18 protein-coding genes are annotated in these 18,798 nt (G+C 51.7%); 12 read left to right on the forward strand and 6 right to left on the reverse strand.

All coding sequences use genetic code 11. The features are described from left to right. From modA to FCL42_RS08175, 3 genes are read left to right on the forward strand one after another with little or no spacing between them, the layout of a single operon-like run. Positions 1-723, forward strand: coding sequence for a molybdate ABC transporter substrate-binding protein (gene modA / locus FCL42_RS08165; RefSeq protein ID WP_136862908.1), 723 nt, complete (start codon positions 1-3; stop codon positions 721-723). Beyond that, a complete protein-coding gene (modB, locus tag FCL42_RS08170) occupies positions 723-1,409 on the forward strand; it encodes a molybdate ABC transporter permease subunit (protein ID WP_169308341.1) in 687 nt (228 codons plus the stop codon). Before modA ends, modB begins: the two co-directional genes overlap by 1 nt. Next, a complete protein-coding gene (locus FCL42_RS08175) occupies positions 1,410-2,231 on the forward strand; it encodes an ATP-binding cassette domain-containing protein (protein ID WP_136862910.1) in 822 nt (273 codons plus the stop codon). A gap of 18 nt (positions 2,232-2,249) precedes the next feature. Here the strand turns inward: FCL42_RS08175 and FCL42_RS08180 are convergent, their stop codons facing one another. Then, on the reverse strand, positions 2,250-2,642 hold the full coding sequence (locus FCL42_RS08180) for a GFA family protein (RefSeq protein WP_205729241.1): 393 nt from the start codon (positions 2,640-2,642) through the stop codon (positions 2,250-2,252). 52 nt (positions 2,643-2,694) lie between these two features. On the opposite strand from FCL42_RS08180, the gene FCL42_RS08185 reads away from it, so the two are divergent. After that, on the forward strand, positions 2,695-3,366 hold the full coding sequence (locus tag FCL42_RS08185; RefSeq protein WP_136862911.1) for a TIGR01621 family pseudouridine synthase: 672 nt from the start codon (positions 2,695-2,697) through the stop codon (positions 3,364-3,366). A gap of 41 nt (positions 3,367-3,407) precedes the next feature. Here the strand turns inward: FCL42_RS08185 and moeB are convergent, their stop codons facing one another. After that, the gene (gene moeB / locus FCL42_RS08190) at positions 3,408-4,160 is read right to left on the reverse strand and encodes a molybdopterin-synthase adenylyltransferase MoeB (protein ID WP_136862912.1); all 753 of its coding nucleotides are present in this window, start codon (positions 4,158-4,160) and stop codon (positions 3,408-3,410) included. After that, a complete protein-coding gene (gene moeA / locus FCL42_RS08195; RefSeq protein ID WP_136862913.1) occupies positions 4,160-5,407 on the reverse strand; it encodes a molybdopterin molybdotransferase MoeA in 1,248 nt (415 codons plus the stop codon). The genes moeB and moeA overlap by 1 nt, the downstream gene beginning before the upstream one ends. Before the next feature lie 312 nt (positions 5,408-5,719). On the opposite strand from moeA, the gene FCL42_RS08200 reads away from it, so the two are divergent. From FCL42_RS08200 to FCL42_RS08210, 3 genes are read left to right on the forward strand one after another with little or no spacing between them, the layout of a single operon-like run. Then, positions 5,720-6,382 (forward strand): 7-cyano-7-deazaguanine/7-aminomethyl-7-deazaguanine transporter, encoded by a 663-nt coding sequence (locus FCL42_RS08200; RefSeq protein ID WP_136862914.1) that lies wholly within the window; start codon positions 5,720-5,722, stop codon positions 6,380-6,382. Then, entirely contained in the window at positions 6,382-7,026 is a 645-nt protein-coding gene (locus FCL42_RS08205) for an HD domain-containing protein (RefSeq protein WP_136862915.1), read from the forward strand. Before FCL42_RS08200 ends, FCL42_RS08205 begins: the two co-directional genes overlap by 1 nt. A 12-nt stretch (positions 7,027-7,038) precedes the next feature. Continuing rightward, entirely contained in the window at positions 7,039-7,473 is a 435-nt protein-coding gene (locus tag FCL42_RS08210) for a GNAT family N-acetyltransferase (RefSeq protein ID WP_136862916.1), read from the forward strand. 365 nt (positions 7,474-7,838) lie between these two features. Here FCL42_RS08210 and elbB read toward each other — a convergent pair whose 3' ends face one another. Beyond that, positions 7,839-8,498 carry an isoprenoid biosynthesis glyoxalase ElbB gene (gene elbB / locus FCL42_RS08215; protein ID WP_136862917.1) on the reverse strand — a complete coding sequence of 220 codons (660 nt, stop codon included), beginning with the start codon at positions 8,496-8,498 and terminating at the stop codon, positions 7,839-7,841. Positions 8,499-8,952: 454 nt separating this feature from the next. Here elbB and polA point away from each other — a divergent pair, with 454 nt between their 5' ends. After that, entirely contained in the window at positions 8,953-11,697 is a 2,745-nt protein-coding gene (gene polA / locus FCL42_RS08220; RefSeq protein WP_136862918.1) for a DNA polymerase I, read from the forward strand. Positions 11,698-12,327: 630 nt separating this feature from the next. Here polA and yihA read toward each other — a convergent pair. Next, positions 12,328-12,960: a ribosome biogenesis GTP-binding protein YihA/YsxC gene (gene yihA / locus FCL42_RS08225; protein ID WP_136862919.1), complete on the reverse strand. Its 633-nt coding sequence runs from the start codon at positions 12,958-12,960 to the stop codon at positions 12,328-12,330. 287 nt (positions 12,961-13,247) lie between these two features. Between yihA and FCL42_RS08230 the strand changes: the two genes are divergently transcribed. The 3 genes from FCL42_RS08230 (at position 13,248) to yihI (ending at position 15,792) form a co-directional block, all read left to right on the forward strand. Continuing rightward, positions 13,248-13,877: a c-type cytochrome gene (locus FCL42_RS08230; RefSeq protein WP_136862920.1), complete on the forward strand. Its 630-nt coding sequence runs from the start codon at positions 13,248-13,250 to the stop codon at positions 13,875-13,877. 717 nt (positions 13,878-14,594) lie between these two features. Then, positions 14,595-15,230, forward strand: a complete 636-nt coding sequence (locus FCL42_RS08235) for a class I SAM-dependent methyltransferase (protein WP_136862921.1) — start codon at positions 14,595-14,597, stop codon at positions 15,228-15,230. Between the two features lie 37 nt (positions 15,231-15,267). After that, complete coding sequence (gene yihI, locus FCL42_RS08240) at positions 15,268-15,792, forward strand: Der GTPase-activating protein YihI (protein ID WP_136862922.1); 525 nt, start codon at positions 15,268-15,270, stop codon at positions 15,790-15,792. Between the two features lie 94 nt (positions 15,793-15,886). On the opposite strand, the gene FCL42_RS08245 is transcribed toward yihI, so the two are convergent. After that, positions 15,887-17,167 (reverse strand): metal-dependent hydrolase family protein, encoded by a 1,281-nt coding sequence (locus FCL42_RS08245; RefSeq protein ID WP_136862923.1) that lies wholly within the window; start codon positions 17,165-17,167, stop codon positions 15,887-15,889. 237 nt (positions 17,168-17,404) lie between these two features. On the opposite strand from FCL42_RS08245, the gene hemN reads away from it, so the two are divergent. Further along, positions 17,405-18,775 (forward strand): oxygen-independent coproporphyrinogen III oxidase, encoded by a 1,371-nt coding sequence (hemN, locus tag FCL42_RS08250; RefSeq protein WP_136862924.1) that lies wholly within the window; start codon positions 17,405-17,407, stop codon positions 18,773-18,775. The last annotated feature ends 23 nt before the right edge of the window (positions 18,776-18,798 follow it).

Below are 18,798 nucleotides of genomic sequence, written 5' to 3' on the forward strand. Positions count from 1 at the left end.
ATGTTACGTCGCCTCGCAACTCTCCTACTGCTACTTCCTTTGTTTGCCCAAGGGGCAGAATTGAGAGTAGCGGTGGCGTCCAACTTTGCTCACACCCTAGAGCAGATCGTAACCGCCTATGAATCGGATACCGGCCACCGCGTCCGCGTCTCCACCGGCTCCACTGGGGCCCTGTACACTCAAATACAGCATGGAGCGCCCTACGATCTGTTTTTCGCCGCCGACGTCGAGCGCCCTAAGCTATTAGAGCAAAACGATAAGATTGTCGCTGGCAGCCGCACCACCTACGCCATTGGCCAGCTGGCTCTGTGGCAACGTCAGGGCAAGCCAAGCTCAGAAAGCCTCATACATTGGCAAAATAAACTGGCCATCGCCAACCCGCGCATCGCGCCCTATGGTTATGCCGCCGATCAAGTGCTCACCGCGCTGAAGATTAAACAGCAATTCCACGGCCGACTCGTTACCGGCGCCAACATTCTGCAGGCCTATCAGTATGTAGACAGTGGCAACGTTGACGCAGGTCTGGTGGCATTGTCGCAACTCAAAGCCGCCAACATTCCTGCTGAGCAGTACTGGTTGGTGCCACACAAACTCTATCACCCACTGGAACAACAGGCGGTAGTGCTAAAGCGCAGCAGCCATCCTAAGCTGGCGCAAGAGTTTCTGGACTACATCGAACAGCAGCAGCAGTTGCTGTCCAGTGCGGGCTATCAAACTCAATGATGCTATCTGGCGACGACATTGAAGCGCTGCTCGTTACTTTTAAGCTGGCAGCAATCACCACCATCGCACTGATTCTATTGTGCCCGCCTCTGGCATGGTGGTTGGCTCACAGCCGCTCTCGTATACGGCCAATGATTGAAGCCGTGGTGGCGCTGCCTCTGGTGCTGCCCCCCACCGTTTTGGGCTTCTACCTACTGCTGGTGTTTTCTCCACAAAACGCCATTGGTGCCGGTTTTGAATCGATTTTTGGCCACTCGCTGGCGTTCTCCTTCACCGGCTTAGTCATCGGCTCGATGATCTACTCCCTGCCTTTCGTGGTGCAGCCGCTACAGTCGGGCTTTGTCACCATGGGGACCGGTGAGATCGAGGCCGCCGCCACCTTAGGCATGAACCGCTGGCAGCGCTTTCACTACGTGGTCTTCCCTATGACCAAACGCAGTTTCATGCTGGCCGCCATGTTGGGCTTTGCCCACACTCTGGGGGAGTTTGGCGTAGTGCTGATGATTGGCGGTAACATCCCTGGGGAAACTCAGGTGATCTCCATTGCTCTGTTTGAGCACGTGGAAGCACTGGCTTACGACCAAGCTCACGCCCTCGCAGGGGGCTTGTTGATCCTATCGATGTCGTTACTGATCTTTATCTATGGCTTCCTGCAGCAGAATGAACGCCGCTGGGGGTACTGGTAGATGATGGACCTGAAACTGGATCTTCACGGCAAACTGGGTCAATTCGAACTCACCGCCAAGTGCGACCTGCACATGCGGGGCATCACCGGTCTGTTTGGGCCAAGTGGAGCCGGAAAAACCTCGCTGCTGCGCGCCATCGCTGGACTTGATAATCAGCTCAAGGGGCGCATCGAGCTCGACGACGTAGTGCTGCAAGATACCGACGCGGGCATCATGATGCCCGCTGAACAGCGCCGTATCGGCATGGTATTCCAAGACAGCCGCCTGTTTCCCCACCTGACGGTACGGGGCAACTTAGAGATCGCCAAACGCTGGGCCAAAGATCGCCATATTCCGCTGCAAAAGGTGATTGAAGGCTGCGACATTCGCGACTTATTGGACAAACCGGCTCCATCCCTGTCTGCCGGTCAACGTCAGCGGGTGGCCATCGCTCGCGCCCTCATGGCTGCCCCCAAAATCCTGCTGCTGGATGAGCCATTGGCGGCACTGGATTTCAACAGCCGTCAGCACCTAATGAGCTTCCTGAACGACAGCGCCACACCGTTTCCGATGATCTACATCAGCCACTCAGTGTCAGAAACGTTAAGCCTGTGTGACCCGCTGATTCTGATGAAACAGGGCGGCATCGATGCCATTGGCCCCACCGCCGAGGTGGCTCATAAGCTGCCTAAACGTCGAGGCCATGCCCGAGTCACCAGTTATGACGCCGAAAACGGCCAACTGGTGCTGGAGCTGGATGAGCACGCCCCAGAATTAGAAGCAGGGCAAACCATCGGCCTTGTGACCGAGCCTCGTTGGCTAAAGAGTCAGAACGGCGGTTAACTCAGAGCCGAAAACAGCTCAGTCGATGTGCTCAATCTGTTCAGGCAGCCTCACCCATGGGTGCTGTCTGGCTTCGTACACCGAAACCTGAGGTGCTGGAAAGTCACTGTCGGCAAATAATCCCACAGGCACCCCAATGACTCCAGGCAACGCCTGCAGTCGATAGCAAAGGGTGGTGGCACAGTTGGGACAAAACTCAAACCAGACGCCATTGCCTGAGTCCGCCTGACGACAATAGGATTTCACGTCTCCTTCCACTCGAATCTGTGCTTCTTCGAAGCGAGCTTGGGTCGCAAATACGTTGCCGGTTCGTTTTTGACAGGCACTGCAGTGACAGATGGAGATTCGGCTAGGCTCTCCCTCGGCAAACAGAGTCACTTGACCACAGCTGCAACTGGCTTTCCTTATCATGATCATATCCTTTGTCTGGTAAACTGATGGACGACTAACTAAAGAGTGCACCATGATCCCCGTTCTATTTCAATCCAGCGACTTTGTCGTCATTAATAAGCCCGCCGGCATCCACTTTCACAGCCAAAATGGCCAGCCAGGGTTAGTGGTTCAGCTTGAGCAGCAGCTAAGCTGCAAACTCTATCCAGTACATCGCCTCGACAGTGTCACCTCTGGCGTGTTGGTACTGGCACTTAGCTCTGAAGTCGCCGCCGCTCTAACCGAGCGTTTTAGCCAACACCAGATGGAAAAACGCTATCTGGCGATCAGCGACAGCAAACCAAAAAAGAAACAGGGCAGTGTTAAAGGCCACATCGTCAAGGCTCGCCGCGGTGCCTGGAAACTTGCCCGAGAGGGGCAAGGCAACCCCGCCCACACTCAGTTTGTTAGTCACGGGCTAGGGGAAGGCCGACGACTGTTCCTACTGCGCCCACTCAGTGGCAAAACCCATCAGATTCGAGTCACACTGAAAAGCCTCGGCAGCCCAATTTTAGGCGACGACCTCTATGGCGGCACCGAAGCGGATCGAACTTACCTGCATGCCTTATCCTTGAGCTTTGAGCTAGGCGGCAAGAGTTATCAATTTGAGGCTCCGATGGAGCAAGGCTACGCCTATCAAGACCAAGCTCTGTTGGCGCAAGTCGCCCTGTGGCGAGATAGTTCTCCCAGCTGGCCTAAGAAGTAAAAACAGCGCCGTAGTAGCGCTGTTGTATCTCATCTGTCGATTTAACTGCCGCAGACCGGGCAACCGGGCATCTTTGGCACCTTCATCTCACGAAACTCCATGGTCATGGCATCCACCATCAACATGCGTCCGTGTAACGGTTTACCCATACCGGAGATCTGCTTGATCGCTTCCGTTGCCTGAATACTGGAGATCATTCCCACAACGGGGGAGAGAATACCGCTCTCGGAGCAGGTCAGTTGCTGGTTACCAAACATGGCCGAGAAACACTGATAGCAAGGCTCATCGTCACCGTAATTCAGCACAGTCACTAGACCTTCCATGCGGATGGCCGCGCCAGACACCAGAGGCACCTTAGCAGCAAAGCAGCCACGATTGAGCTGATTTCGGGTATCTAGGTTGTCGGTGCAATCAATCACTATGGTGTGAGCCGCAATCTGCGCTGCCAGCTCATCATCGTCCAAACGACGGGTCAAGGTTTCTACCTCGACCAAGCCGTTTAGCTCGGCGATTGCTGCCTTGGCAGACTCGGCTTTGTTCATGCCCACCCGAGCGTCAACGTGCAGAATTTGGCGCTGCAGGTTGTGGGTCTCAACGTGGTCGAAATCCACCAGCGTCAGCTTGCCGATGCCCGCTGCCGCCAGATACTGAGCCACGCCACAGCCCAAACCACCGACGCCGATCACCAAGGCACGAGCCTGTTTCAGGGCTTCCTGACCATCCAGATCAAACGCCGGAATCACAATCTGGCGGTTGTATCTCATGATCTCCTGATCGCTGAGAATCTCCTCCATCACCAACCCCCAAGGATACGATTAAAGGGCTCCACCACCACGGTATCACCAGGCTGCACCCCTTCGTTGTCCCACGGCAGCACGATAAAGCAGTTAGCGCGGCTCATGGAGGTGGTCATGTCGGAGCCTTGGGCACCGGTGGTTTCTACCTGCAAGCTGCCATCGGCATTACGGCTTAACACACCACGTTGATACTCCTGACGGCCAGATTTTTTACGAATTTGATCGGTCAAGGTGGCATTAAGAGTGATAGCAGGCTTTGGCGTTTGCCCAGACAGATGAGTGATCATCGGCCCCACCAACTGATAACAGGTCACCATAGAGGAGACCGGATTGCCCGGCAGGCCGCAGAACCAAGAGTTCGGCAGCTTACCGAAGGCAAACGGTTTGCCTGGCTTAATGGCCAGCTTCCAGAAGTTCACTTGTCCCATCTCATCCAGCACAATCTTGATGAAATCAGCTTCACCTACAGACACGCCACCGGAGGTGATCACCACATCCGCCAGCTCATCGGCTTTATGGAATGCGGCACGAACTTGCTCTAGATCGTCGGGAATCACCCCAAGATCGATCACTTTAGCGTCCATTTCGGTCAACATGGAGCGCAGGGCATGGCGATTGGAATCAAAAATCTGGCCTGGCTGTAGGTCATCGCCAACCGGTTTTAGCTCATCACCGGTGGAGAACAGTGCCACGGTAATTGGCTGATTCACCTTGATGCTGGCGTGGCCGACTGTGGCCAACACGCCCACTTCCGCCGCACCGATGCGGGTGCCCTTGGACAGTACTTTTTGACCGTGCTTAAGCTCACTGCCACGGTGGCGAACGAAATAACCCGGTTCCACTTCCACGTTGAAGCTCACCTGATCGCCATCGACATTGGCCTCCTCCTGCATGATGATGGCATCCAGCCCTTCAGGCAGAGGCGCACCGGTCATGATGCGCACACAAGCGCCAGCGGGAATATCACCATCAAAAGGCACACCAGCAAAGGCTTTGCCGGCGATCGCCATCTTCTGGCCAGTTTTCACTTCCGCAGCACGAACCGCGTAGCCATCCATAGAGGAGTTATTGAATAACGGCAGATCGATGGCGGAGTGAATGTCCTCAGCCAAAACCCTACCCATCGCCTGCTCCAACGCCACCTCTTCGATTCGAATCAGAGGGGCCGCGGCGGCGAACATCTTTTCTAACGCATCAGCCGGCAACATGAGTCCCGGCTGGCTGCAACAATCCTGTTGTGCCATCTATCTGCCTCTTGAGCAATTTGAACGAACATTATGCCAAAGCCAACACCATAAACATACGATTAAGGGTACGTCTGCGAGTCAGGTTCAATTTCTCTTACGTGCTTTGGTTTTTGCTGTGTCTCACACAGTGTAACTCTGAACCAAGCTCATCAAATAGAACGGTATTGAGCGACATGTTAGCTCTTGTAATTTCCGCTTTGCTGACTATAATTTCGCCCCCTGGCTAGGCACCAGCACATCGACACTTTCGGTCGATGTTTCAATCGTTGTTCGGGTTCCCTCACCCCGTTTACCAAAAAGGTGACATTTATGTTGCAGCTAACCTCGGCACAGGTGAACCGTGCCCTGATCATTTTGGTCAGTTTTCATATTGCGGTCATTACCGCCAGTAACTACCTCGTGCAGTTACCGTTCCAGATCTTTGGACTCCATACCACCTGGGGCGCATTCAGCTTCCCGTTCGTGTACTTGGCAACCGACCTGACCGTTCGTATCTTCGGCCCGGCTTCGGCGCGCAAGATCATCTTTGGCGCCATGCTTCCGGCACTGCTGATCTCTTACGTCGTATCAGTGTTGTTCTTCGAAGGGCAATATCAAGGCGCCAGCGGTCTGCATGAGTTCAACACCTTTGTGGGTCGCATCGCGTTTGCCAGTTTTGCCGCCTATCTATTCGGCCAACTTATGGATATTAAAGTGTTTGCACGCCTGCGCCAGATGAAGCAGTGGTGGGTCGCGCCAGCCGCCTCGACCATTTTTGGCAATCTTATCGATACCCTAGTGTTCTTTTCGGTGGCATTCTATGCCAGCTCAGACCCGTTCATGGCTGAGCACTGGCCAGAGATCGCCAGCGTTGATTATGGGTTCAAGCTATTGATTAGCCTTGGACTGTTCCTTCCCGTTTATGGGGTATTACTAAGGTATCTGTCGGATCGCATTTTGATGACCGGCAGTACGACGAGGTCTAGTATCTAATGAGTTCGCGGCATTTTTCTGAATCACTAATCCAAGCCAGCCTAGAATGGCTTCAATCCGATCTTCAAGATGCCGCCCACGACATAGACCACATCCAACGGGTGGTGGCAGCAGCAATCAAATTGGGAAAGGCTGAGGGCGCCAATCTCGATGTGCTGATCCCTGCCGCCTACCTGCATGACTGCGTCAGCGTCGACAAGCGCGACCCTCGCCGCAGTCAGGCTTCCATTCTCAGTGCCGACGCCGCCATCAAGTGGCTACAGCAGCACGACTACCCCTGTGAACTGCTACCTGAAATTCATCACGCCATCGCTAGCCACAGCTGGTCAGCCAAGATCGAAACAAAAACTCTTGAAGCTCAAGTGCTTCAGGATGCAGATCGGCTCGATGCGCTGGGCGCCATCGGCACCGCTCGCTGCCTAATGCTGGGGGGCCAATGGAACAACACCCTCTACCATCGTGATGACTTATTGGCGCAACATCGAGATTTGGACGACAAAACCTATTGTCTCGACCATTTTTTTGTCAAACTTCAGCATCTCCCCGGCCAGCTAAAGACCGATGCCGGGCGCCAGGAAGGTGAACGTCGTTGGCGTTGGATGCAGGACTTTATTTCACAACTGCAATCAGAAGTATCGGAGTAGGAGATGATCTCTATGAATTGGCGTACCGGCAGCATTGACGAGGTTATGGCACTGGTCGCTCAGATCCCTGAGCTAGACAAGCCATACCCAAAAGAGGAATACCTCAATCGCCTAGAGCAAGCTCAGCATCTGATTCAGATCGCAGAGGTAGAAGGGGAACTGGCAGGCTTTAAAGTAGGCTATGCCCTCAGTGACACCGAGTTTTACTCATGGTTAGGCGCCGTCGCTCCAGATTTTCGCGGTATGGGTATCGCCAAGATGCTGCTAAGCGCGCAAGAAACATGGATCGAAGAACAAGGCTATAAGACCATTAAGGTAAAGAGCCGTAACCGTTACCCAGCGATGCTAAGAATGCTACTCGGCAAGGGCTACCACCTGGTTGACATGGAAAAAGCCAGTGACACCCCGCTGGACTACCGCATCCTGTTGGAAAAAAACTGCAAATAATTTGCACAAATAGTTGCAATGAGAATGAGAACGGTTATTATTTAAGTGCGTTCCAACTAAACCATCATTTTGAAGTTGATGGCCATAGCTTTCATAGCTATTTAGCTCACACAGCACTGCTTATTCGGGCCAGCTTTTTAGCTGGCCATTTTTTTGCTTCAAAATCACAACGCAGTGGCCAACAGTGAACCAGATCAAAAATATTTACGGAAGTGGTTGCATTGAAAATGAGAATGGTTATTATTTACTTGCGTTCCAACTTAACCATCATTTTGAAGTCGATGGTCTTAGCTTCTAAAGCTATTTAGCTCACACAGCACTGCTTATTCAGGCCAGCTTATTAGCTGGCCATTTTTTTGCCTAGGTTACGCATCCAGCCACTTGGCCAGCTGAGCCACCACTAAATCGATCCCAGATTGTGCTTCTAGAAGACTGCCCGCCAACATGTAAGCGGGGGTACTCACCACTCGGTTATGCTCATCGATGCAGATCTCATTGACCTCATGGAACTGATGTTCGCCTCCCATGGCATTGAACGCCGCTGCCGTTTCAGCGTCTTTTCCGATCGTGCCCTTCACCCCCTCACCATAAATCGCAGGCAGCATCATAGGTGCAATACAGAGGTAACCAGCGGGTTTTCCTGCCTCGGCAAAGGCTTTGGCGACCACAAAAAAATCTTCATCGACTGTGGACTCTGTGCCCACTAGGGCGAAATCACACAAATTCTTGGCCGCGCCAAATCCTCCAGGCACCAACAGAGCGTCGTAGTCATCAACCTGCAATTCAGATAAAGGTTGAACCTGACCGCGAGCAATGCGCGCAGCCTCAATCAAGCAGTTTCTGGACGCTTCCCCATCCACTTCCCCACTAAGGTGATCAACCACGTGTAATTGAGGCTTATCTGGAGCAAAGCATTGAAAATTAAGTCCATTACTTTCAAGCGCCAACATAGTTAGTACCGATTCATGAATCTCGGCGCCATCGAATACACCGCACCCACTGAGAATCACCGCCACTCTACTCATTTTCTCTCCTCATTCCATAAGATAATTAAAACGTCATTTTTATAACGAATAGTTCGAAATATATCCGCAACAAACCTATACATGGCGAAAATATATGCTATGTTATCACCCGAATTGTTGATTGATAATTCAGCTGTTTATCACTTCTTTCAAGACACTCCAAATAGAATCAATACCCTAGCTCAATATCCACAATAGGATAATTGACGGATCTTCATGCAAGATCGGCAGAGATCTTATTCGCAACCCCTTGACATTAAAGGGCTAGAGCGAATTCCTTGATCTAGGTCGTCTTTTGTATAGATCTCGGATCCCAATATTTACGCACAAAGTTATCCACAGGATGGGCTAGCCAATTTTGCTGTTGATAACTCTGTGGAGAGCAGCGGCTAAACTGGCTATATTCGCCTTGCCGTGGCATTCTTGAGCCATCTTTCACAATCATTAGATCAGCATGGCTCAGCTACCTGAAAATCCTCTCGTTCTTGTCGACGGTTCTTCCTATCTTTATCGCGCCTTTCATGCGCCACCACATTTGACCAACTCCGCCGGTGAACCCACTGGAGCGGTTTATGGGGTCGTCAATATGTTGCGCAGCTTGGTGCGTCAATTTAACCCGAGCCATATGGCCGTGGTTTTCGACGCCAAAGGCAAAACCTTCCGTGACGATATCTATCCGGAGTACAAGGCTCAGCGACCCTCCATGCCTGACGATCTGCGTATTCAGATACAGCCAGTCCATGACATCATCAAAGCCATGGGCTTACCACTGATTATGGTTGAGGGCGTGGAAGCGGATGACGTCATCGGCACCTTGGCCATGCGCGCCGAAGCGGAAGGTCACAAAGTGGTGATCAGCACCGGTGATAAAGATATGGCTCAGTTGGTGACCGACAACATCACCCTGATCAACACCATGACCGACACCGTTCTCGACCCTCAAGGCGTAGTCGACAAGTTTGGCGTTGGCCCAGAGCTTATCATCGACCTACTGGCGATGATGGGCGACAAAGTCGACAACATTCCTGGACTTCCGGGAGTGGGAGAGAAAACCGCTCTGGCGATGCTGCAAGGTATTGGCGGCCTAGATGCCATTTATGGCGATCCGGATGCGGTGGTAGAACTGGGCTTCCGCGGCTCCAAAACCATGCCGAAAAAGCTGCGTGACAATGAAGAGGAAGCCCGCCTCTCCTACTTGCTGGCCACCATTAAGCTGGATGTGGAGCTGAAAGAGAGCATTCAGGATCTCAAAGTTATTAGCCCAGACAAAGACGCACTGCTGGCCCTGTACGGCAAGATGGAGTTCAAACGCTGGTTGGCGGAGCTTTTAGATGGCAATTCGGCACCTGCCGCCGATGCCGAATCCAGCGAAGCCCCTGCGAAAGCAGCGCAGTTTGAGACAGAAACCATTCTCACCGACGCCCAATGGCAACAATGGCTAGCCAAACTCAGCCAAGCAGAACTGTTCGCCTTTGATACCGAGACTACCAGCCTCGACTACATGAAGGCCGAGATCGTCGGCATCAGCTTCGCTGTGGATGCGGATAAAGGGGCTTATGTTCCATTGGCGCACGACTACGAGGGGGCACCGCAACAGCTGGATCGCGACACCGTATTGGCTCAAATTAAACCACTGCTGGAAGATGCCAATCGTGCCAAAGTGGGCCAAAACCTAAAATACGATATGTCGGTACTGGCTCGCTATGACATCGAACTCAAAGGCATTGAGTTTGATACCATGCTGGAGTCTTACTGCTTTAACAGCACCGGTACCAAGCACAACATGGACGATTTGGCCCTTAAATATCTAAGCCATAAAACCGTTCATTTTGAAGATATTGCTGGCAAAGGCGCTAAACAGAAAACCTTCAATCAAATTGCCATCGAAGAGGCAGCACCTTATGCCGCCGAAGATGCGGTGATCACCCTGCAGCTGCATCAACACCTGTTACCAAAACTTAAAGAGCTTAGCGGCTGCCATCAGGTATTCACCGACATTGAGATGCCACTGGTGCCGATTTTGTCGAAGATTGAACGCCACGGCGTCCTGCTGGATAGTGATCGTTTGCACCAGCAAAGTAGCGAGATTGCTAACATTCTCGATGCCCTTGAGCAGCAGGCTCACGATCTGGCGGGCGAAAGCTTTAACCTCTCCTCCACCAAGCAATTACAGCGCATTCTGTTTGACGTTCTGGGTTACCCAGTTCTGAAAAAGACACCAAAGGGTGCCCCTTCGACGGCGGAAGAGGTGTTGCAGGACTTGGCTCAAGACTACCCGCTGCCAAAATTGATTCTAGAGCATCGCAGCCTGGCCAAACTGAAGAGCACCTACACCGATAAGCTGCCACTACTGGTTCAAGAAACCGGTCGAGTACACACCAGCTACCATCAGGCGGTAACCGCTACGGGTCGTCTCTCTAGCTCGGATCCTAACCTGCAGAACATTCCAATTCGTAGCGAACAGGGTCGCCGCATTCGTCAGGCCTTTATTGCGCCGCAAGGGTACAAACTACTGGCCATCGATTACTCCCAAATTGAACTGCGAATCATGGCGCACCTATCTCAAGATAAGGGTCTGCTCGACGCCTTTGCCCAAGGCAAAGACGTTCACCGCGCCACCGCCGCCGAGGTATTTGGTGTCGATTTCGATGCGGTAACCAGTGAGCAGCGTCGCCGTGCTAAGGCTGTCAACTTTGGCCTAATCTACGGCATGTCTGCCTTTGGTTTAGCCAAACAGTTGGGGATTGCTCGCGGTGAAGCCCAGAGTTACATCGATGTCTACTTCGACCGTTATCCTGGCGTTAAAACCTACATGGAAGATACTCGTAAGCAAGCTCACGATAACCAATATGTGGAAACGCTATTTGGGCGCCGCTTGCAGCTACCCGACATCAACGCTCGCAATAAGATGCGTCAGCAAGCGGCAGAACGCACCGCCATTAACGCACCGATGCAGGGTAGTGCCGCCGACATCATCAAACGCGCCATGATTGCCGTTGCCGGTTATCTTCAACAGCAATCGGAAGACGACATCAAACTGTTGATGCAGGTACACGATGAACTGGTGTTCGAAGTTAAGGCTGACTCTGCCGAGACGCATCAGCAAAAATTGTGCGCTCTGATGGAAGGTGCTGCCGATCTGGATGTGGCTCTGATCGCCGATTGGGGTCTGGGCGATAACTGGGATGAGGCCCACTAAACGGCATTCGGCCGATGGCAAACTAAATTCACCCTAGCAATGGCGAGGTTTTTGGCTTTTGCCGTTGCTGGTGAATTGGTCAGATAACCGATTTTTATGTAGTTATTTGATCAAATGTTTTGGTTTGCCATGTATAAGAGCGATCTTGATCACAAAACACGCAAAGGACGCGCATTTTGCCTTTCACTGCCAAATTCGGTTGGCTATGCTTCATTCCGTAGGGTACAGAGGTAAGATGTTCTATCTTAACAAACCTTATTTGACCACTTAGTTGGTCAGCCAAAATATATGGCGCCCCGATGATTTCGATCATCGGGGTTTTTTTCTGCCTGAATCTCAGAATCTTTCTTTCACCGACAAAAAATGCACTGTTTTTTTGTGCAATTTTCCTAGAGCAAATGCTTTAACTAAAACCCGATCGGCGTTATGATTTGGTTGTGGAATCATTAACAGACCTCGTCTTGGTGATTCTCGTCTTGTTATCGTTGAAAAAGCTTCTCCCCAAAAACTAGCTTTTTACATGCCGATGATGGCTTTCATCATCGGCGTTTTTTCATCTGCGCTCATCAGGCCAAAAAAAACGACCGCCGCAGCGATCGTCTTTCTATATAGCTAATTCGCTCTGGGAAACTATTCCGCTTCCAGCTCAAGCTCATCTTCGGCAGTCAACCAACCGCTAATGATGCGAATCGCTTCGCCACGACCAGTGCCTTTCAGAGATGAAAAGAGCTGCACGGTGATGTCGCCACCGAAATCCTTCACCTCAGCCTTCACATCACGCAGGGTCTTTTGCTTAACATTCTGTTTCAGCTTGTCAGCCTTAGTTAGCAGCACCAATACTGGTAGATCGGCCGCGATGCCCCAACGGATCATGTTTACATCCAGATCTTTCAAGGGATGACGACAATCCATCAATACCACCAAGCCCTGCAAGCATTGACGTTTCTCCAGATACTCTGCCAACGCTTTCTGCCACTTTTTCTTCATCTCCAATGGCACTTGAGCGAAACCGTATCCAGGCAGATCCACCAAACGGCGACCTTCAGCGACCTCGAACAGGTTGATCATCTGAGTGCGGCCCGGGGTCTTTGACGTACGCGCTAACCCTTTCTGATCCGTCATGGTATTTAGGGCGCTGGATTTACCGGCATTAGAACGACCGGCAAATGCCACTTCCACACCCACATCAGCAGGCAGAAAGCTGATGTCTGGGGCACTGGTTAAATACTTGGCACGACGAAAATCGATTTGAGTGTCGGTCACCTACTCTCTCCAACAGATTCATTACCAATCTCAGTTAGGCCACGTTCATCAATACGATAACCCCATGCCAGCAGCTTGTAGCCATCGCATGGTGTCGAATTCGTGAACCAATATTGAGTCAGATCGGTATAACTAAAAAACATTGCGTGCAGTCACAAAAAGCTAATTATTTAGATCTAAAGACGAATTAGTGTAAAATGCGACCTGCGAGCCTCTCCATACATTCTATCACGTGGCGAGGCTGGACAGGGAAAGAACAAGCCAAGCAAATAATAAGTTGGAACCACATGAAAAAATTCGCACTCGCACTGTCTGTGCTCGCCGCTGTTAGCTGTACTGTTCAGGCTCAAGGTGACGCTGAAGCCGGTAGGCAGGTTGCCTCCACTACCTGCCTAGCCTGTCATGGAATGGATGGCAACAGCCTAGTTAACCTTTACCCCAAACTGGCTGGCCAACACGCCGGATACCTAGAAAAGCAGCTGAAAGAGTTTAAGCAGGGCGCCATGACTGGCGGCAAACAGGGCCGTAACGATCCCATCATGGCTGGCATGGTCATGACGCTGACTGAACAGCAGATGGCAGACGTGTCTGCTTTCTACGCTGAACAGAAGGTTAGCGCCGGAAAAACCATCGATGCTACCACCGCAGCCGCTGGCAAGAAACTCTACATGAGTGGTGATGCTAACCGTGGCATCACCGCCTGTGTTGCCTGTCACGGCGTTAACGGTGAAGGCATGAACCTCGCTGGTTACCCAGCCCTTCATGGTCAACACCCTGAGTACCTCAAGTCTCAGCTTGAAAAGTTCCGCTCGGGCGCTCGTGCTAACGACATGAATGGCATGATGTCTGGTGTTGCTAAACCGCTGTCTGATGACGACATCGCTTTGCTGTCAGACTATATCTCTAGCCTAAAATAACAGCGCTTTTAAGAGATAATCACTAGGCGAGCCTCGGCTCGCCTTTTTTATGTCTACAATTCAATGTAACTCGCCAAAGGAACCTTAGCGACTTTCTGCCAATCCCGTGTAAGACATTGACCATTGCTGCTGTAGTCCAAAGTGAGATTCTTCACCTTCGAAATATGCTCAAGCCTCGATAAAACAACACCTTAATTTGTTAACAATCACTTCCGGTCATAACAGATTGGGAAAAAAAAGTTGCGATCCAAATCAAACTCCGTAAAGTAGTGGGCATCCAAAGGGGGGACGTTAACCAAGCTTCTGAGCTTCGAGTTAGCAAAGTAACAACGGACTTAGCTGCTCTTCCCTGGAATAAACAAGCCGGAGAGCTTGGACCTAACTACTTAGGGATTAACAAGGATGGTTACCTAGCATCAGGAAGATGTCAGTCGAACAGGAAGCTCGACGTTGATTGTTAAGGAAAACCACAGGAAGACCAAGAAAGCGTCAGGAATGACCGACAACGAGAAAGTCCGCACGGAAGCATTAACAAAAAGACGGAACTAGACCGGGATAGTCACATCGCAGGTAAGGATTGCCTGAATACCCGAATGAGAGAGTGTCTTAAGACACCTTGTTGCAAGGCAGCAGAGCCAACCTCTGCTGCCTTTTTTATATTTTGTTGTTTTCTCAAAAACCATATACTAGGCACCTGACCCAACACTAGGAAATACGATGCCCTGTCCGCTTTGTCACCACTCAGACACCCCTCACTACCATCAGGACAAAAAACGGCACTATTTCCAATGCAATCGCTGCCATCTGGTGTTTGCTGATCCCAACTCTTTACTACCACCTAATGCAGAGAAGCAGCAATACGATCAACATCAAAACAACCCAGCAGACATGGGCTACCGTAAGTTCCTCGGCCGCTTAGCAACGCCGCTGTTAAAACGCGTCCAGCCTAACTCTCAAGGGCTGGATTTCGGCTGCGGCCCTGGCCCAACCTTGTCTTTGATGTGCCAAGAGCAAGGGCATCAGATGGCGGTCTACGACCCTTATTTCTTCCCAGATCGCCAACCACTGCGCCAGCAGTACGACTTCGTCACCTGCACCGAAGCCATCGAGCACTTCTATCGCCCAAGCCGGGAGTGGCAACTGCTGCTTAGCCTAGTGAAGCCCGGTGGCACTTTAGGGTTGATGACCAAGCTAGTGAAAGACGTGGATGCCTTTGCCAACTGGCACTATAAGAACGACCCGACTCACGTCAGCTTTTTCAGCCGCCTAACCTTTAGGTACTTAGCTGAACAGGACAACCTGCAGATAGAATTTATCGGTAACGACGTTATCTTGCTGCAAAAATCGGCGTAATCTGGTATAAACGCCGCCCTAACTGGAGGCAGGACCCATGACGAGACAAAAGAAATCCCGCAAAATTAACTCGAACGGCCCACGCGCCCTAAGCCGAACCGAAAAAGGCAACGGCGTAGAAGGCAAGCGTAAGAGTAGCAAAGGCAAGTCTGCCGGCTCTCGTCAAAACGAGGGCAAAAAGGCCAAGCAGATTCAAACTGGTGCCAAGGTGGTCAAAGACCCACGGGTTGGCAGCAAGAAGCCGATCTCTTTAGAAGTGCCAGTAACCAAACCCACTGCCGAAGTCGCCAAACCTAAGAAGCTGGCTCCAGAAGTCGAGTTGCAACAACTGGAAGACAACCCACGTCTACTGGCACTGCTGGATCGCCTTGAGCAGGGAGAAACTCTCGAAGCGGCCGAGCAGCAATGGCTAGACACTCAGCTGGATCGCATCGAAGCGCTCATGCAGCAGCTGGGTATCGAAGTAGAAGAGGAAGAGGAGCCTCAAGCCAAAGACGCCGAGGTGGATCTGATGGAGCAGTTTGAGTCCGGTAGCGATCTGTTGGATCAATACAAAGACTAGGGGCTGACGAACGGCTTCTGCTCTGCGACAAACGATTTCGACCTAGAGCCAGACAACGCCCAGCACCGCTGGGCGTTGTTGTATTTATCGCCACTTAAAATTGGTAAACCACGCTGCCACCCTTATAGACCTGAAAAGGTTGCTCGAGCACAGCGATGTTCTCTAGTGGGTCGCCTTCGACCACCACCATGTCGGCATAACGGCCCTCACTGATGCTGCCCAACTGATCTTCTGCCCCCAACAGCGTTGCGGCATTAACCGTGGCACTTTTGATCGCTTCCATCTCTGGCATGCCTGCCTTAACCATCAACGCAAACTCCCGAGCATTGTCTCCGTGGGGGAAAACTCCGGCATCGGTACCAAAGGCGATGGGAACGCCAGCAGCATAAGCCTTACCAAAAGTATTGATAATTTTAGGGCCAATTCTCGCTGCCTTAGGCCGCACTACCTCCGGATAGAATCCCTCAATGGCCGCCATCTCCGCCACGTAAGCCCCCGCCGTTAGCGTGGGTACATACCAAGTTCCATGCTGTTTCATCAGTGGGTATAACGCGTCATCCATATAGGTGCCATGCTCAATGGAATTCACCCCAGCCTCAATGGCGCGGCGCATCCCCTCTTTGCCATGGGCGTGCACCGCCACTTTAAAGCCATAATCTTTGGCCGCCGCCACCACCGCCTTTAGCTCTTCATCACGAAATTGTGGATTGTCACCGCTTTTGGCCACCGACAATACTCCGCCTGTGGCGGTCAACTTAATCACATCCGAGCCATCTTTATAACGCTGACGTACCGCCTTAAAGGCATCTTCCGGATTGTTGATCACCCCTTGCTTAGGACCAGGATCCTGACGCAAAGCCTGATTTCGACCATTAGTGGGATCCGCATGGCCACCAGTGGTTGCCAATGCCGTGCCAGCGGCAAAGATGCGCGGTCCAGGTAGGTAACCTTTGTCGATGGCATTACGCAGAGCAATCACCGAATTCCCCGCATCCCCCAAATCACGCACCGTCGTAAACCCCGCTTCCAAGGTCTGCTTAGCGAAGAGGGCACCCCGAAGCGCGTGATCAGTGGGATCTAAGGTGAAAGGTTCCATATAGGATTGGCGACTGGGGGTGTACGCCAGATGCACATGCATGTCGATAAAACCCGGCAGTAGGGTTTTGTCTTTCAGATTGACTAGGGTATCGCCATCGCTTGTTTTCAGGTAGCCCGGGGCCACCTTCACAATGCGCCCCTCTTCCACCACCACAGTCATTTTGGCCCGTGGACCGTCACTGATCCCATCAATTAACTTGCCTACGTGAAACACTGTGGCAGCCATCACATTGCTGCAAAGCAGCAGGGAACCAATGCCGAGTATTGTGGTTTTCATTTAGCACTCCTTGCTAGCCGAGAGATTCAGAACGCCCCATGAGAGGTGGGAGATTCGTGAACTAATCTGCTCAAACATCCTTGAATTTGAGTCACGGATCAAAGGCAAGATGCAACAAAGTGTGCATAATGCACCCATTGTGATAGCAAACGCTATAAACTAGGCTACCTAAGGGTGGTTCACGCCACCAAGGTAACAGGCCCACAGCCCAAATAGACACCGCCGGAGAAGATCGCAGTGCAGGAAAAGATAAGCTGGAACCAGGCCCTAATCGAAAAATATAATTACAGCGGCCCGCGCTACACCTCCTATCCAACCGCCATCGAGTTCCACAAGGAATACACCGATGCGCAGTTTAAGGAAGCCATTGTTGAGTCCGACAAGCGCAACTTGTCCCTCTACATCCACATCCCGTTCTGCCACAAGCTGTGCTACTACTGTGGCTGTAATAAGATCATTACTCGTCATGCTCATAAGGCAGACCAGTATCTGGATTACCTTGAGCGTGAAATCAACGCGCGCGCCGAACTGTTTAAGGATTACACCGTTACCCAGATGCACTGGGGTGGCGGCACACCAACCTTCCTTAGCCACGATCAGATCCGCCGACTGACGTCACTGCTGAAAGAGAAATTCAACTTCGCTGACGAAGGCGAATTTGCCATCGAAGTGGATCCTCGCGAGATCGAGCTGGACACTTTGGAAGTGCTAAAAGAGGTTGGCTTTAACCGTATCTCTGTGGGCGTTCAGGACTTCAATAAAAAAGTTCAGGTTGCCGTAAACCGTGAGCAAGATGAGCAGTTTATCTTTGATCTGATAAACCGTGCCCGCGAACTGGGTTTTGGCTCCACCAACATCGACCTGATCTACGGCCTGCCATTCCAGACTCCAGAGAGCTTCGCCAAAACACTAGAGCGTGTTCGCGATCTGGATCCGGATCGTTTGAGCGTGTTCAACTACGCTCACCTGCCGCACCGCTTTGCAGCGCAGCGTAAGATCAAAGATGAGAATCTGCCAAGCGCGCCAATGAAGCTGAAGATTCTGGAAAACTCCATCAATACCTTGGTGGACTACGGTTACCAGTTCATCGGCATGGATCACTTTGCCAAGCCTGATGACGAGCTGTCACGCCTACAAAACGCCGGCCAGCTGCACCGTAACTTCCAGGGCTACACCACTCAGCCAGATGCAGACCTACTGGGTCTGGGTGCCTCTGCCATCTCCAACATTGGCAAGTCCTACGCCCAAAACGCTGTTGACCTGAAAGATTACTATCAGGCGATGGACGACAATGGCCATGCAATGATCAAAGGCTGTGGTTTGGAGACCGATGACTTCATCCGCCGTGAAGTGATCAAGCAACTGATCTGCCACTTCAAACTGGATAAGAAAGCCATTGAGTCGCAGTGGGACATCAACTTCAACGACTACTTTGCTGAAGATGAAAAGCTGCTGAAGCCGTTCATCGAAGATGATCTGGTCGTCCTAACCGAAGACCGCATCGAAGTGACCGCTCAAGGTCGCCTGCTGATCCGCAACATCTGCATGTGCTTTGACCGCTACTTGCGTGACAAAGCCCGCCAGCAGCAGTTCTCCCGGGTCATCTAATCCCGGTTTGAGCATAAAAAAGG

The sequence above is a fragment of the Ferrimonas aestuarii genome, assembly GCF_005116665.1.
GTDB classification, from domain to species: domain Bacteria; phylum Pseudomonadota; class Gammaproteobacteria; order Enterobacterales; family Shewanellaceae; genus Ferrimonas; species Ferrimonas aestuarii.

What these genes read in the sequence shown, in the direction of transcription:
- FCL42_RS08205 (WP_136862915.1), top strand. Translation starts at nt 6,382, where the DNA reads ATGAGTTCGCGGCATTTTTCTGAATCACTAATCCAAGCCAGCCTAGAA.
- FCL42_RS08230 (WP_136862920.1), top strand. Translation starts at nt 13,248, where the DNA reads ATGAAAAAATTCGCACTCGCACTGTCTGTGCTCGCCGCTGTTAGCTGT.
- FCL42_RS08180 (WP_205729241.1), bottom strand. Translation starts at nt 2,642, where the DNA reads ATGATAAGGAAAGCCAGTTGCAGCTGTGGTCAAGTGACTCTGTTTGCC.
- modA (WP_136862908.1), top strand. Translation starts at nt 1, where the DNA reads ATGTTACGTCGCCTCGCAACTCTCCTACTGCTACTTCCTTTGTTTGCC.
- FCL42_RS08235 (WP_136862921.1), top strand. Translation starts at nt 14,595, where the DNA reads ATGCCCTGTCCGCTTTGTCACCACTCAGACACCCCTCACTACCATCAG.
- FCL42_RS08200 (WP_136862914.1), top strand. Translation starts at nt 5,720, where the DNA reads ATGTTGCAGCTAACCTCGGCACAGGTGAACCGTGCCCTGATCATTTTG.
- yihI (WP_136862922.1), top strand. Translation starts at nt 15,268, where the DNA reads ATGACGAGACAAAAGAAATCCCGCAAAATTAACTCGAACGGCCCACGC.
- polA (WP_136862918.1), top strand. Translation starts at nt 8,953, where the DNA reads ATGGCTCAGCTACCTGAAAATCCTCTCGTTCTTGTCGACGGTTCTTCC.
- moeA (WP_136862913.1), bottom strand. Translation starts at nt 5,407, where the DNA reads ATGGCACAACAGGATTGTTGCAGCCAGCCGGGACTCATGTTGCCGGCT.
- FCL42_RS08185 (WP_136862911.1), top strand. Translation starts at nt 2,695, where the DNA reads ATGATCCCCGTTCTATTTCAATCCAGCGACTTTGTCGTCATTAATAAG.
- moeB (WP_136862912.1), bottom strand. Translation starts at nt 4,160, where the DNA reads ATGGAGGAGATTCTCAGCGATCAGGAGATCATGAGATACAACCGCCAG.
- modB (WP_169308341.1), top strand. Translation starts at nt 723, where the DNA reads ATGCTATCTGGCGACGACATTGAAGCGCTGCTCGTTACTTTTAAGCTG.
- FCL42_RS08245 (WP_136862923.1), bottom strand. Translation starts at nt 17,167, where the DNA reads ATGAAAACCACAATACTCGGCATTGGTTCCCTGCTGCTTTGCAGCAAT.
- FCL42_RS08175 (WP_136862910.1), top strand. Translation starts at nt 1,410, where the DNA reads ATGATGGACCTGAAACTGGATCTTCACGGCAAACTGGGTCAATTCGAA.
- elbB (WP_136862917.1), bottom strand. Translation starts at nt 8,498, where the DNA reads ATGAGTAGAGTGGCGGTGATTCTCAGTGGGTGCGGTGTATTCGATGGC.
- FCL42_RS08210 (WP_136862916.1), top strand. Translation starts at nt 7,039, where the DNA reads ATGAATTGGCGTACCGGCAGCATTGACGAGGTTATGGCACTGGTCGCT.